The sequence below is a fragment of the Arsenicibacter sp. R0_47 genome (assembly GCF_057652235.1).
The window spans coordinates 1-14,652 of sequence record NZ_JBYFCJ010000026.1; the positions used below are offsets into that span (position 1 = coordinate 1).

General features: G+C 52.1%; 10 protein-coding genes. 7 read left to right on the forward strand and 3 right to left on the reverse strand.

Going from position 1 to position 14,652, the window contains the following annotated elements; genetic code table 11:
• The first annotated feature begins 89 nt into the window (after positions 1–89).
• The 5 genes from AC23NW_RS28120 to AC23NW_RS28140 all read left to right on the forward strand — a co-directional run bounded on the left by AC23NW_RS28120 (position 90) and on the right by AC23NW_RS28140 (position 5,547).
• Complete coding sequence (locus AC23NW_RS28120) at positions 90–548, forward strand: outer membrane beta-barrel protein (RefSeq protein ID WP_487453856.1); 459 nt, start codon at positions 90–92, stop codon at positions 546–548.
• A 106-nt stretch (positions 549–654) separates the two neighbouring features.
• A complete protein-coding gene (locus AC23NW_RS28125) occupies positions 655–2,106 on the forward strand; it encodes a PKD domain-containing protein (RefSeq protein WP_487453747.1) in 1,452 nt (483 codons plus the stop codon).
• Between the two features lie 171 nt (positions 2,107–2,277).
• Positions 2,278–3,894 (forward strand): C1 family peptidase, encoded by a 1,617-nt coding sequence (locus AC23NW_RS28130; protein ID WP_487453749.1) that lies wholly within the window; start codon positions 2,278–2,280, stop codon positions 3,892–3,894.
• On the forward strand, positions 3,869–4,816 hold the full coding sequence (locus AC23NW_RS28135) for a pentapeptide repeat-containing protein (protein WP_487453750.1): 948 nt from the start codon (positions 3,869–3,871) through the stop codon (positions 4,814–4,816). Before AC23NW_RS28130 ends, AC23NW_RS28135 begins: the two co-directional genes overlap by 26 nt.
• A 71-nt stretch (positions 4,817–4,887) precedes the next feature.
• Positions 4,888–5,547: a hypothetical protein gene (locus AC23NW_RS28140; RefSeq protein ID WP_487453752.1), complete on the forward strand. Its 660-nt coding sequence runs from the start codon at positions 4,888–4,890 to the stop codon at positions 5,545–5,547.
• Positions 5,548–5,863: 316 nt separating this feature from the next.
• Here AC23NW_RS28140 and AC23NW_RS28145 read toward each other — a convergent pair whose 3' ends face one another.
• Positions 5,864–6,988: an efflux RND transporter periplasmic adaptor subunit gene (locus AC23NW_RS28145; RefSeq protein ID WP_487453753.1), complete on the reverse strand. Its 1,125-nt coding sequence runs from the start codon at positions 6,986–6,988 to the stop codon at positions 5,864–5,866.
• Positions 6,972–10,265 (reverse strand): efflux RND transporter permease subunit, encoded by a 3,294-nt coding sequence (locus AC23NW_RS28150; protein ID WP_487453755.1) that lies wholly within the window; start codon positions 10,263–10,265, stop codon positions 6,972–6,974. The genes AC23NW_RS28145 and AC23NW_RS28150 overlap by 17 nt, the downstream gene beginning before the upstream one ends.
• 450 nt (positions 10,266–10,715) lie before the next feature.
• On the opposite strand from AC23NW_RS28150, the gene AC23NW_RS28155 reads away from it, so the two are divergent.
• Positions 10,716–11,342: a Crp/Fnr family transcriptional regulator gene (locus AC23NW_RS28155; RefSeq protein WP_293839881.1), complete on the forward strand. Its 627-nt coding sequence runs from the start codon at positions 10,716–10,718 to the stop codon at positions 11,340–11,342.
• 101 nt (positions 11,343–11,443) lie between these two features.
• Entirely contained in the window at positions 11,444–12,862 is a 1,419-nt protein-coding gene (locus AC23NW_RS28160; RefSeq protein WP_487453757.1) for an MBL fold metallo-hydrolase, read from the forward strand.
• A 67-nt stretch (positions 12,863–12,929) separates the two neighbouring features.
• On the opposite strand, the gene AC23NW_RS28165 is transcribed toward AC23NW_RS28160, so the two are convergent.
• A complete protein-coding gene (locus tag AC23NW_RS28165) occupies positions 12,930–14,648 on the reverse strand; it encodes a GMC oxidoreductase (RefSeq protein ID WP_487453759.1) in 1,719 nt (572 codons plus the stop codon).
• Positions 14,649–14,652 lie beyond the last annotated feature (4 nt).

A 14,652-nucleotide genomic window follows, 5' to 3' on the forward strand; every position in this document is an offset into this window, starting at 1 on the left:
AAAGCCCTGAACAGTTTGAGCAGGAGTATTATACTAAACTTGCAAGTTCAGTGTGCCGCTAAACCGGACCACCTCACACTACTAAAGGGATTTTAGGCTTTCAGGCTGGTTTAATCCTCAATATACCACTCAGTCCTTCACTAGAGCTTCGTCCACAACTATTGTATTCAGGTAAAGGCTGTACGCTAACCAATGCCAATGTGTCATCCGTTAAGATTAACTATCTGGAAGTACCGTTTGACGTATTGTACAAAATACCTACCTCAAACGGGCAATTAATGTTGGGAGGCGGAGCTTATTTCGCGTATGCGCTAAGTGGGAAAACCGGATCATCCGAGATGAAAATCGGCAGTGGCCAAAAGGATTTTGCAATAACAACCGACTTTGGACTACGCGCTTCAGCATGGTATGATATGTCCTCAGGCCTTACCCTGAATCTGTTCTATAACCTCGGCCTAGCCAATATTAACCCAACCGTAAATGTGATCAAGTATACCCTTAAAAACAGAACGTTTGGCCTTGGGGTTGGCTATTACCTATCAAGATAACAGAGCACCACTATCAGGCAGGAGCCCGCAAAGCCAGCCTATTGACACGCGTTGCTTTATTGCCAGTAGTGTGTCTTTGCCGCGCTTTCCGATTATATCTACTTCTATGAAACAAATCGATACAATCAAGTGCATCCCCGTTTATTGTCTCCGGATAACGCAGGGGAGATTTTTTTTCCTGATCTGGCTGACGATGTCATGTCTTGCCTTTGTAAGCTGCAAGAAAACTGCCGAATCTGTACCATCCGTAACCTTGCCGGGTAAGCCCCCCGTTATCAGTCTGGTAACAGCTATGACGGTCGAGACAGGACAACAAGCGTCCATTGATGCGAGCAAATCCAGCGATCCTGACGGAGATAAACTTACATATGTCTGGGCTATTAAGACGAAGCCAGCGGGTAGCAATGCTGTACTTGCCAATACCACGTCAGCGGTTTCCCTGTTTACCGCCGACATGGCGGGTGCGTATGTTCTGAGTCTGACCATTGCCGATGGTGTTTGGCCTGCTGTGTCTCAGGATGTGTCGGTTATGGCCACAGTTCCGGCTGTTCGTGTCATTACCGGAAGCTGGACAGCCGCCGAAGGTACTAGTGGAGGCACTGACTACACGCCACGTAACAAGTTTTACTCATTTAAAGTAGCGACCAACAATCAGCCGATTTCGCTGACGCTCACTTCTTCTGATGTTAACGTTGGGGTTAGCCTATATGATTCGCTTGGAAATCGGGTAGTTAATCGGGGTACCGGCCGATCGGTTGTACTGGATCAGACAGTCAACGCCGGTACATACAGCGTCATGGTCTACACGGGTCAGCGTTATGACGTCGGCACGTTTCGGCTGGCCGGGCGCAATATTGCCTCTGAATTTACGCTGCGGCCTATCGACCGTGTTCAGGCAACCAGCGTTAGCTTTGGTTCAGAAGGCGGTGGAGGGGGTATTGGTAATCGCTTTCCCATTTCGCCACGAAATCACTATTACACGTTTGAGGTAACTGACGATAACACTGTTACAGATATTAATGTAGCCCCGGCAAACATCAGTATTTGGTTGAATTTGCGTAATCCTGCCGGTGCCGAGGCTGATTATACATTTGGCCTTTTACCCGTTGGATCGCCCCGTTATTTTACTAAGCCACTTAATAAGGGCACTTATGGCCTGTATATTGGCACAGGTACACGCGATGCTATCGGCACGTACACATTAGATATTTTCGGGAAGGTGAAAAACCTGAAGCAGTCTATATTCGACTCAATTGTCCAGACAGACAGCTACGTCGGTAAAAATGGGGTTATAACCTATACCCTGACCGTGACAGAAGATAATACAGCGCTCGATATCAGCCTGCGCTCGCCGGATATCGTGGGCAGTGCAGCCCTCATTAATCCGAATGGTACTCAGGTGGACAAATTTACGGTTCCCACTAACTATGACTATTTGCTCAACGTAGTCAATAAAGGGGTCTATAAGATAACCGTCACGCCAGGGTCGGCCACCAGTGGTATTGGTAAGTACACGCTGTCAGTGTATGGAAAGTTTAGCGACTTGAAAAAGCAATAACAGATTCTCTGCAATAAGCCAAGGTTTCAAGATCGCATCTGTAAGTTCATACCAAGCCTTCAATCCGACAATTATCCAATGAAAGTAAACCAATTTTCCGCCAGAATGCCGTTACCGGCTACAGATCGCAGAAACGTTTATGTATTGATTAGCCTGTTGCTTTTTGCAGCTATGTCCGGCTGTAAAGAGAAAGGCACGCCGGACCCCAGTCCCTCTACGACCGATTACAGCCTCGGCTGGTTGGGCACCGATAACCTGAGTACAGTGCCGGGGTCAACCAATTTTGGCTTTTCCTCCTCTAATTCCCTGCCTGTATCGGTTGATCTGAGTGCCTATCTACCCCCGGTAGGCTTTCAGGACCCGTACGGCACCTGCGTTGCCTGGGCAGTAGGCTATTATACCAAAACCGCGCTTGAGGCACTCTCCAGCGGCTATACAACCGCCCAACTTAGTAACCCTGGCTACCAGATCAGCCCCCGCGATCTGTTTACGGCCGTTCCTGATAACCAAAAAGGCGAAAAATGTAATGGCAGCAACTTCACGGCTAACCTTGATGTGCTGCAGCAGCGCGGAGCGGCTACTCTCGGAACTGTGCCGTACAGCAACCTTGGCGATTGCAGCAGGGCCAATCTTAACCCGGCATGGGCTGCAGAAGCCGCTAAACACAGAATCAAAAGCTACCGTACCATCGAGCCCAGTGTCACTAGCATCAAGCAACAATTAGCCAACAAAGTGCCCGTAATTCTGGGCGCAAAGCTGTCCGATAATTTCAAAACCTGGAAGACCGACAACGTGCTGTCATCTAACACCACCTATACAAACGTAGGCCGGGACGCGTACCATGCCCTGACCATCGTTGGTTACGATGACCGCAAGGGAGCCAACGGCGCGTTTAAAGTGGTCAACTCATGGGGAACTGGCTGGGGCAGTAAAGGATTCATCTGGATCGACTATAATTTTCTGATCAACAACTTCGCCCAGGACAGTGGAGGCGGCAAAAAAAACCTGATGGTAATGGTCGATAATACCACCAAACCGCAGGGCAACACAACCCCAACGCCCAATGCCCCGACGGGTATAGATCTGGTGGCCTGGGTTTTTAATGATTTCTCAATATACCAACAAACCGGCAACCCACAGGGCAGGACGGTCGCCTTCAACATCTATAACATCGGCAGAACCACCGCATCCACCAGTACTGCCTGGAAAATCTATTATGCATACTATAACGCCTACAATGCCAACGATTACGGCATTTTGTTCCAGCAGACGTTCACGTCCAGAAACTTAGCCTATAACAGTTCCCAATGTGACAACAACGGCAACTGTAACAGCAACATACCTATACCGTCGGGCAGTAGTCTGTCACGACAGTTGTTTGGCAATGACAATGGGGTAACCATCAACTACTCAATGAGGCCCACACTCAACGGCTCCTACTACCTTGCTTTGCTGGTGGATTTTGAAAATACGTTGAATGATGCCAACCCTAGCGACAACTATTTTTATACGACTCAATATCCGATTGTGTTCCGCAACGGCTATGCCGCCCGTGTAAGTTCAGGAAATTCAACACCGGAATTCTCATTCAAAAATCCACTGACGTTTGGCGATAAAGCTGCGCGCCGTTTCCAAACCGCCGTCTCAGCCACCACCCCTAATGCCTATTCGCCCGAAGAAATTGTCGATTTTCTGCGTCAACAACAGCGTAATGGAGGTTTTGACCAAAAACTTAAGGAGTATACCCGTAACTATCCAGCCAGTGCCATACAGATGGTTAGTCGGTAAACTCTGGGTACTACTGCTCTCGATTAGCAGTACAGCCTGTTCGACTACAGGTCAAAACCGCCAGCCTGTCACAGCCCGGCAGGTACTTGGACAAATAGTTGATCACCAACCAGTGCTGGTAGAGAACGTTACGTTTGCCGATGACTTAGATTTTACCCGCTTGCCTGCATCGCCTGAAACGGCCAACCAAAGCCGTGTCTGGATCGAATCGCCGTTGTTTTTCCGCAACTGTACGTTCAACGGACGCTTACTGGCTTTCCGGCAGCAGGGCGACACTACGATTTTGTGTCACTTTGGACGCAACCTGACATTTATTAATTGCCGGTTCAACAACCAGACACAGTTTCAATCGATGGCGGTGATGGGGATTGGCAGTTTTGCAGGTTGCCAGTTTAACCGGCCCGTATCCTTTGAGGGAGCCAGATTTTCGGCAGAAGCTTACTTCGACCATGCCCTGTTCGCCACAGAAGCCCGGTTCCAAAACGTGGTGTTTGACCGGATGGCTATGTTCTGGCAAACGAAATGGGCGGGAGTAGTTTATTTCCAGAACAGCCGTTTCATGGGCGATGCCCAGTTTAACCTGACTGAGTTTCGGGGTAATCTGGATTTTTCGCTCAGCAGTAGCCATGGCTTGTTGACGTTCAATTATGCTGAATTGTCGGGCCGAAGCAGTTTTGCCAATTGTCGGTTTTATAACGCAGTCGATTTCAGCAACGCAACCTTAACTGATGCATCCTTCAGCGAAGCCCTGTTCGACACCAGGGCGGAGTTTATTGATACCAGAAGCCAAGCCCTCTCCTTCGAGAATACCGTGTTTCTATCGTCCAAACCAGACCTGAAACGAATGACTATCAGTCCTGAAACGCTCAACCTCAACGGCGCCAGAGTCATGTCAACCCAGCCCATAAGCACCCCGAAGTAAGTCTGACAGGATGCATGTCCTGAAATCAGCTAGTTTATCATAAGATCAATAGTTTATAACCTTTCTTTCCAATGAAGTCAGTAGCTTTTATCATCGGTTTCCAGTTTATTACCCTACTCTGCCTGGCTCAAACCCGGGAAATTTATACGAACCCCAGATTTAAAACTATTGCTCAGAATCATAAGGTTCTGGCAATTTTGCCCTTCAAAACAAGGCTACAGTTGCGTCCCAAAGAAGTTGAAAAAAATGGTGGCCCGGCCGGAGTGGCCGTATTGGAAAAACGGGAAGGATTGGATGTGCAGAGTGCTATGCATTCATACTTCCTGAAACGCAAAGAATCAAATGACTTGTCAATTGACGTGCAGGACCCTAGTCGTACTAATTCCCTGCTTGAACGAAATGGTATTACCTACGAAACGCAAAGTGGCTTTACCCCCGAAGAATTAGCCCGATTTCTGGGCGTTGATGGCATTGTTTCGGGTACTTTTGAAAGCACCCAACCTATGTCAAATGGCGCAGCTTTGGCTATGAGTATGGTGGTTGGTTTCGGCGGGGCTACCAACACCGGCAAAATGATGATAAGCATAAACGATGGAAAAAACGGCGAATTGCTCTGGAAATACGACAAAACACTTTCCCGTGGTTTTGGCAGCAATACCGGTTCGATTGTCACTACTATTATGCGTAAGGCATCCCGGCAACTGCCCTACGACAAAGATTTCCGGAATTAGAGCGGGAACTGCACCATTTTCATCATATGTGTTATTATTATCACGCTTGATTTGAGCATCTATTACACTTTTACCAATTATGCAGTGATTAACATGACCAACCTATCTCCGTTCGCTATATCATGGCCGGCAATCAGGCTAATCACGACCATGCTGAGGAGCGGCATAAAGTAGGCCAGGCATTCCCCTTGTTAGCTTCAGCATACTAATTCAGAAAAAGCCGGTATCAAACATAAAATAAGTAGTGCGTTCACGGGCAAAAACCAGCTTTACCACCCATGAACGCACTACCATTCGAATCAGTACGGCACAACCATTATTTTACAGTCACCACGCTGCCGTCCCGTATTTCTTCGGTGGCCGTCATGACCAGCTGGTCATTTTCGTGCAATTCGCCGAACACTTCGGCCTTATCGCTGGCCTCCAGGCCCTTCCGGACAGGCACCCATTCGGCTTTTTTGTTGACCACACGGATTACAAACAAACCCGTTGTTGCATTGATCACCGCCGTTTTAGGAACGATAAACGTGCTGCCCCGCGTCGGCAACGGCAACGTAACTTCGGCAATCATGCCCGGCAACAGCTTTTTGTCGGGATTCATCACATCGACCTCGACCCGCTCCGACCGCAGACGCTTGTCGAGGGCCCCTGCCTGTCGCTTCACCTGCCCCGAAAACTTTTTGTCGGGGAACGCCTTCACGGTAAACGATACGCCGTCGTTCGGCTCCACATAACCGGTGTAGGCTTCCGGCACCGAAATGACCAGACGTAGCTTTTGCTGCTCGGTCAGGACAAAAAGCGGGAACTCCGAGCCCTTTCCGGCCGGCCCGATATAGGCACCCGTGCTGGCGTTCCGTGCGCTGATAACGCCGCTGAACGGGGCCCGGATTTCCAAGTATTTCCGCAGGTCGGCTACTTCACGGTAGGATGAGCGGGCGGCATCGAGCTGGGCCAGATCGGCGTTCCGCTTCGCCAGCGCCTGATCGACGTCGTTTTTAGACACCGCTCCCGACATTTTGCTGGCCTCCAGAATCCGCTCATAATTGGCTTTGCTGGCAATCGAAACCGCTTCCTGCGCTTTCAGCCGCGACTCTGCCGAGGCCACCTGTGCACTCAGTTCCGGCGCTTCGGCAAGGGCCAGCAACTGTCCCTGCCGTACTTCACTGCCGATGTCGGCATACAGCGCCTTGATGTAGCCCGTCACCCGTGCATAAATATCAACATCCCGGAACGCTACCAGCTCGCCCGGCACGTGCAGTTCGGTCGTCAGCTTGCCTTTCGTCAGGGCAAACACTTCGGTGGTTGCCGGCGCTTCGACCGTTTCGGTGGCTTCTGCCTTACTTTCTGAGGTATGGCAACCGGATAATACGGTCGTACCGATTACTAAACAGCTCCCCACAGCCATCAGGCCATAAAACGATCGATTAATTAGCCGAATCATACGATGAAGGAATATAAAACTTACTTTCTTTGTCTTCAGGATCCAGTGATACAGACTGGGTGGTTGTTTTAGCCTGCACCCACGCGAAGGCCAACGGTAAAATATACAGCGCCGCAAAGGTAGAGGCAATCAGCCCGCCAATCACCGCACGACCCAGCGGCGCGGTCTGCGAACCGCCTTCGCCCAGGCCGCTCGCCATCGGAATCATCCCGACAATCATCGCCACGCTGGTCATGATAATCGGCCGTAACCGCACCGATGCTGCTTCTTTAGCCGACAGCAGGGCATTGCCGTTCCGTAACCGCAGTTCCTCGGCGTTGGTAATCATCAGGACGGCGTTGGAGATCGATACCCCGACCGACATAATCATACCCATGTACGATTGCAGGTTCAGTGTTGAGCCGGTCAGCAGCAGCAGGGACAATGACCCAACCAGTACGGCCGGAACAGTACATAATACGACCAGCGAAACCTTAAACGACTGGAAGTTAGCCGCCAGCATCAGGAAAATCACGATAATGGCCGTGATCAGACCCGTTTGCAGGCTATCCAGTGTCTCCGTCAGCACCTGTGTCAGCCCCTGAACCTTAATGGTAAGGCCACGCGGCAGTTCACCGAGCGAATCAATCGCTTTCTGTACATCGCGGGTAGCAGTGCCGAGGTCGATTTCGTGCAGGTTGGCCGTAACCGAAAGTACCGGAATAGCCCCCACGTTATCGTTTTCGCCGTAGGTGGTCCCTGTCCGCAGGGTAGCCACATCGCTCAGCACCGGCCGGTTGGCGTTCGGCAGGACCGGAATCTCGCCCAGATCGCTCACACTGGCCATTTTACTCTCCGGAATCTGCACCTGCACGCTATAGCTCTGACCGGATTTCGGATCAATCCAGACGCTTTTTTCCGTAAACCGCGACGACGAGGTGGAGGCGATCAGCGACCGTGAGATGGCCGAAATATCGGTTCCCAGCTGTGCGGCCCGTTCGCGGTCAATCGTGACGTCGATGGTCGGGTATTTGGTCGACTGGCCGATCTGTACGTCCCGCAGGTACGGGATTTTCTGTAGCCGGGCAATGACCTTGTTGGCATATTCCTCGTTTTGCTGTTTATTTTTACCCAGCAACCGCACCTCAATCGGCGTCGGCGACCCCTGACTCAGGATTTTATCCGTCAGCTCAATGGGTTCAAACGACATCCTGACATCCGGCAGCAGCTGTTTCATTTTTCCCCTGAACTGGTCTTTCAGCAGGTCCATATCGCCTTCATAGCTTTCTTTTAGACTGACCTGCAACACACCCTCCTGCGGTCCGGCCATAAACAGGTAAATCGGGCTGGTTGAGAACTGCGAACCGTGCATCCCCACCATCGCCGATGAAATTTCGATATTTTCCTTACCCGCCAGTTGTTGCAACACGCCGATGGCGCTGAGCATGGTTTTCTCGGTTTTTTCCAGCCGTGTTCCGTCCGGAGACCGGAGCCTTACCTGGAACTGCGGCGACTCTACCTTGGGCAATACATCCTGTCCGATGATGGATAACAGAAAACCGGCCAGTGCGAGTGCGCCGGCAATGTATACCAGAACAATGGCGCGGCGGTAGGGCAGCATGCGCTCCATAAACCGCATAAACCGGCCGCGAAACCGCTCAAACAGGCTAATTTTGCCGTCGCCGTCCATATCGAGCCGGTTGGCCAGCAGCTCTTTCTGATCCAGCAGCTCATCGTGGGCCGACCGGCCATCCTTCAGTCCGGCGTGCAGCAGATGGCCGTTGGCACCGCCCTGTTTTTTACCGGTTTCCGGACCGTGGCTATGGCCTTTCATCATCCAGTTGGCCAGTACCGGCACCAGCGTCTGCGACATCAGATACGAGGTAATCATCGAAAAGCCAATGGCAAGCGCCAGCGGCAGGAACAGCGCCCCCGGAATCCCTGTCATGGTAAACGCCGGGGCAAAGACTGCCAGAATACAGAACAGAATCAGCAGCTTTGAAAAGGCAATTTCCTGACAGGCATCCCAGATCGCCAGGGCTTTGGGCTTGCCCATGGCCAGATGCTGGTGTATATTCTCAATCGTTACCGTCGATTCATCCACCAGAATCCCGATGGCGAGCGACAGGCCGCTGAGGGTCATGATATTGATCGTTTGCCCGAACAGCGACAGGAACAGAACGCCCGAAATGATACAGGTCGGAATCGTAATGATAACAATCAGCGCCCCCCGTGCGTCGCCGAGGAAAAGCAGGACCATTAAACCGGTCAGAATCGCTCCGATGGCCCCTTCCGTCATCAGACTTTCGACGGCATTGATCACATATACCGACTGGTCAAAGGTATAGGTCAGGGTTACGTCTTCGGGCAGCAGCGCCTGAAATTTCGGGATGGCTGCTTTCAGGTTCTGCACCACTTCCCAGGTCGAGGCATCGGCCGACTTCGTAATCGGCAGGTAAACCGAACGCTTGCCGTTGACGAGTACGTAGCCCTGGGTAATGTCGGCCCCGTCTTCAATCGTGGCCACATCTTTCAGGTAGAGGTTCTGTACCGTTCCGGTATAAAGCGGGATTTTGCCGAAGTCTTCTATGTTTTTAACCGTTGTATTGGCCGGCGTAAAGTAGTTCAGATCGCCGACCCGGACGTTACCGGCGGGGGTTGCCGTGTTGTTGATCCGCAGCGCCGCCACGAGCTGATCGGGGGTCAGGTTGTGCGAACGCAGCAGTTCCGGATCGACTTTAATGACCACCGTACGTGAGTTACCCCCGAACGGCGCAGGAGCCACAAGGCCCGGAATCGCACTGAAACCGGACCGGACATAGACGTTGGCCATGTCCTGTAGTTCGTTGTTGGTTCGCTTCGGACTGCTCAGCACGAGCTGGCCGACCGGCAGCGTTGAGGCATCGAACCGGAGAATAAACGGCGGCTGCGACCCGGGCGGAAAGATGGCCTGCGCCCGGTTGGAGTAAGCCGACACCTCGGCCGCCGCCTGTGCCATGTTAGTTCCCTCATAAAACGTCAGTTTCAGCAGCGTAAGCCCCTGAATGTTCTTCGTTTCAATGCTTTTTACCCCCGATACATAGAGCAGCAGGTTCACATACTGCTTGCCGAAAAACGACTCCATCTGATTGGGCGTATAACCGCCGAACGGCTGGGAGATGTAAATAACCGGCAGGTCGAGGTTCGGGAAAATGTCAATCTTAATGGTACGGACCGCTTTGATACCGAAGAAAAACAAACTCATGACGACCACCAGAATGGTAATCGGTTTGCGTAAGGCAGCACGTATTAAATTCATAGGTAATTGAGTTAATGAAGAGACCTCTACCGGCTTTGCGTCATTCTGACAGAAAGAATCAGGCAAAAGTCAATTTTTTCCAAAATACATCACATGATTCGACGTTCGGTCCTAAAAGTTACGAATTTGTCGTCTATTTTACATATTCGATAGACACTTGTACCTACATCATAAGGGCGAAACAGCTTACTTTTAACCCCGATACAGTACTTCTTTTTCGGTGAGCAGGTCATGTGATATTTATCACGGAACGGTCTGCCCTAACTCATTTTATTCGCTGTTTGTATAACAGGGCAAACCCTGCTCCCTATCCGGAGACCGGGCAATTTAACTCAATTTTAACCAACAGAACTTTATGAACCCTCTTTCCCGTTTCTCACCAGATGGCGGTATCGGGCATCCGGCCTCGACTATGTACTATCAAGCATTCATCATCCAGTATCAGCGCTTATGAATCGGTCCTTACTTGACGGGTTGACCGGGCGATTTGAGCCCGCTCTGATCGACGAAATCGCCCGCGTCGGCATTTATCAGGAAATAGACGAAGGAGCCTACCTGATCCGGCCAGGCAGTTATATCCGTTCGGTGCCGATTCTGCTCAGCGGGTCGGTCAAAATCATGCGCCCTGACCTCGAAGGACGGGAAGCCCTGCTGTATTACCTCGGCGGCCTCGATTCCTGCGCCATGTCGCTGACCTGCTGTCTGGAGAAGAAGCAAAGTGAAATTGTGGCCGTAGCGGAAGAGAAAACGCGCCTGATCGCTATACCGGTTGAAAAGGTCGAAGAGTGGATCTGCCGCTTTCCGACCTGGAAGCAGTTTGTGTTCAAGACCTACCAGCGGCGCTTCGACGATATGATTGCCACCATCGACAGCATTGCGTTCCAGAAGCTCGATGAGCGGCTGCTGGCTTATCTGAAAAAGAAAGCCCAGAGCTGCCAGTGTGCCGTGCTTCAGATCACCCACGAAGAAATTGCCAACGAACTGGCCACCTCCCGCGAGGTAATCTCCCGCCTGCTGAAACAGATGGAGAAGATCGGCTACGTAAAACTGTCACGCAATAAGATTGAAATTTTATAGTACCTCCCTGATTATGTAACAATTATCACGGAACCAACAAACGAAACGTAGTTGATTTGCCTATCAATTTGAAAAGCGTCAACCTTTAATTCGACATTACGATGAAAATCGAACAAATCTATACGGGCTGTCTGGCCCAGGGAGCCTATTACATTGAATCAGCCGGTGAAGTAGCGATTATCGACCCCCTGCGCGAAGTGAAACCCTACATTGAGAAAGCGGCTAAAGAAGGCGCTACCATCAAATACGTACTGGAAACGCACTTCCACGCTGATTTTGTGTCGGGTCACCTCGATCTGGCGAAGCAGACCGGAGCACCTATCGTGTATGGCCCCAACGCCAGAACCGGTTTTGCGGCACACATTGCAACCGACGGCGAAGAGCTGCCGCTGGGCAAGGTGAAAATCCGCGTCCTGCACACGCCGGGGCACACGATGGAATCGACCTGCTACCTGCTGATCGACGAGAACGGACAGGAAAAAGCCCTGTTCAGCGGCGATACGCTGTTCATCGGCGACGTAGGCCGGCCCGACCTGGCCCAGAAATCAGACCTGACCATGAACGATCTGGCCGGTTACCTGTTCGATTCACTGCGCACTAAAATCATGACTCTGCCTGATAACGTGACCGTCTATCCGGCCCACGGTGCCGGCTCGGCCTGTGGCAAAAACATGAGTAAGGAAACCACCGATACGCTGGGCAACCAGAAGCTGTTTAACTATGCGCTGCGGGCTGATATGACCCGCGACGAGTTCATTAACGAAGTGACGGACGGCCTGCTGGCCCCGCCGAAATACTTCCCGCAGAACGTGATGCTGAACAAGGAAGGTTACGAAAGCATCGACACGGTCCTGAGCCGCGGGGCGCAGCCGCTGAGTCCGGAAGCCTTCGAGGCAGCCGCGAACGAAACCGGCGCGGTGGTCCTCGACGTGCGGGGTGCGCAGACGTTTGCCAAAGGATTTATTCCGAATTCGATCAACATCGGCCTGGGCGGGCAGTTTGCGCCGTGGGTAGGTGCCCTGATTCCCGACGTACGGCAGGAACTGCTGCTGGTGTGTGAACCCGAAAAAGTAGAAGAGACATTGACGCGGCTGGCCCGCGTCGGCTATGACCAGGTATTGGGGTACCTCGAAGGCGGCTTCCCGGCATGGGCAGCCAGTGGTATGGAGGTCGATACGATTACGTCTATCCCGGCCGGTGAACTGGCCGACCGCATGGAACAAGGCCCGGTTACGGTGATTGATGTCCGGAAGCCCGGCGAATTCGCGGCCGAACACATCGACGGCGCAAAGAGCCTGCCGCTCGACTACATCAGCGAACTGATGGCCGAATTCCCTAAAGACGAAACCATGTACATCCACTGCGCCGGCGGCTACCGGTCGATGATGGCCGCGTCGATCCTTAAATCACGTGGCTACGATAACCTGATCGACATTGACGGCGGTTTCGGCGCCATCCAGAAAACCGGCCGGTTTACCACCACCGATTTTGTTTGTCCGTCGACGCTGAAAAAAGCGTAATCGTGCTTTAATAAAGCGAAAAGGGGAGCATCGGCTGATGCTCCCCTTTTCGCTTTATATCAGATCATTACAGATTCCCCTTCCGGAATTCGCTGGCGGCATAATTGGCCGCACGGGCCGTGATGGCCATAAAGGTCAGCGACGGGTTCTGGGTAGAGTTGCTGGTCATGCAGGCACCATCCGTAACGAATACATTTTTGCAGTTATGGAACTGATTCCATTTGTTGAGCATCGACGTTTTCGGGTCTTTTCCCATCCGGGCACCGCCCATTTCGTGAATATCGAGTCCTGGCGCCTTATCAGGTTTGTCGTGCGTCTGGATGTTTTTGAAGCCCGCCGCCGTGTACATTTCCGTCAGCTGCTCGTGGAAATCCTTAATCATCTTCTCATCGTTGTCGTCGTACCCCACGTTGGTCCGGATGAGCGGCACTCCCCAGGCATCTACCTGCGTTTTGTCGAGCGTCACAAAGTTTGACTCCTTTGGAATGGTCTCGCCCATCATGTGGGACCCAACCCGCCAGTTGCCGTATTTTTTTGCATTCAGGCTGGTTTTCAGGTCTTCGCCGATCCCCGCCGTGTCATTATAGGTTATGCGGGTAGCCCCGAAACCCGCCGCATAGCCCCGCAGGAAGTCGGTTTCTTGTTTGAATACATTCCGGAAACGCGGAATATAACTGCCATTGGGCCGGATGCCATCCGTGGTCATGTCCTGATAGCCTTCGTATTCGCCCGAAATCGTGGTCCGGAAGTTGTGGAACGCCACGAATTTACCCAACAGGCCGTTGTCGTTGCCCAGTCCGTTCGGGAAACGCCGCGAGGTTGAGTTGAGCAGGATCAGGTTGGTATTTATGGTCGCGGCATTCACAAAAATGATCCGGGCGTAGTATTCCGTCATTTGCTTCGTGTTTGCATCGACTACCCGCACACCGGTAGCTTTCCCTTTCGCTTCGTCGTAAATAATCGAATGCACCACCGAATGCGGCCGCAACGTCAGGTTGCCTGAATTCAGCGCCCACGGAATGGTCGATGAATTACTGCTGAAATAGCCGCCATACGGGCAACCGCGCTGACACAGGTTCCGGTGCTGACACTGCCCCCGCCCCTGCTTCAGGTGAATCGGCTGCGGTTTGGTCAGGTGCGCGCACCGGCCGATGACCACCGGCCGTGTATTTTTGTAGAGCTTGCTCATCTGCGTAGTGAAGTGCTTCTCCACACACGTCTGCTCGTGTGGCGGCAGGAACTCGCCGTCCGGCAGTTGCGCCAGCCCGTCGCGGTTACCGGAAATACCGGCAAATTTTTCGACATGGCTGTACCATGGCGCAATATCCTGGTAGCCGATCGGCCATTCAACGGCAAAGCCATCACGGGCCGGTCCTTCAAAATCATACTGCGACCAACGCTGCGTCCCGCGTGCCCACATCAGCGACTTGCCGCCAACGTGATAGCCGCGAATCCAGTCAAACGGTTTGTCCTGAATGTACGGGTGGTCAGCGTCTTTGACGAAAAAGTGGGTAGTATCTTCGTTCAGCGCGTAGCACCGGCTGGCAATCGGGTTAGCGTCTTTATAGGCTTTCGGCAGCTGGTTCAGGAGCTCAAACTCCCAGGGCGACATCATCGTCGTCGGATAATCTGTGACGTGCCGGACATCGCGGCCACGTTCGAGCAGGAGCGTTTTCAGCTTTTTGTCGGTCAGCTCCTTGGCGGCCCACCCACCACTGATACCGGATCCGATCACGATAGCGTCGAAGGTCCGGTCTTTAACAGAATCTATATTCAGAAAAGCCATGAAT

Bases quoted from the DNA above. Each gene is read 5' to 3' on its own strand.
- AC23NW_RS28125 (WP_487453747.1), top strand. From the start codon at position 655: ATGAAACAAATCGATACAATCAAGTGCATCCCCGTTTATTGTCTCCGG.
- AC23NW_RS28130 (WP_487453749.1), top strand. From the start codon at position 2,278: ATGTCCGGCTGTAAAGAGAAAGGCACGCCGGACCCCAGTCCCTCTACG.
- AC23NW_RS28140 (WP_487453752.1), top strand. From the start codon at position 4,888: ATGAAGTCAGTAGCTTTTATCATCGGTTTCCAGTTTATTACCCTACTC.
- AC23NW_RS28145 (WP_487453753.1), bottom strand. From the start codon at position 6,988: ATGATTCGGCTAATTAATCGATCGTTTTATGGCCTGATGGCTGTGGGG.
- AC23NW_RS28150 (WP_487453755.1), bottom strand. From the start codon at position 10,265: ATGAATTTAATACGTGCTGCCTTACGCAAACCGATTACCATTCTGGTG.
- AC23NW_RS28155 (WP_293839881.1), top strand. From the start codon at position 10,716: ATGAATCGGTCCTTACTTGACGGGTTGACCGGGCGATTTGAGCCCGCT.
- AC23NW_RS28160 (WP_487453757.1), top strand. From the start codon at position 11,444: ATGAAAATCGAACAAATCTATACGGGCTGTCTGGCCCAGGGAGCCTAT.
- AC23NW_RS28165 (WP_487453759.1), bottom strand. From the start codon at position 14,648: ATGGCTTTTCTGAATATAGATTCTGTTAAAGACCGGACCTTCGACGCT.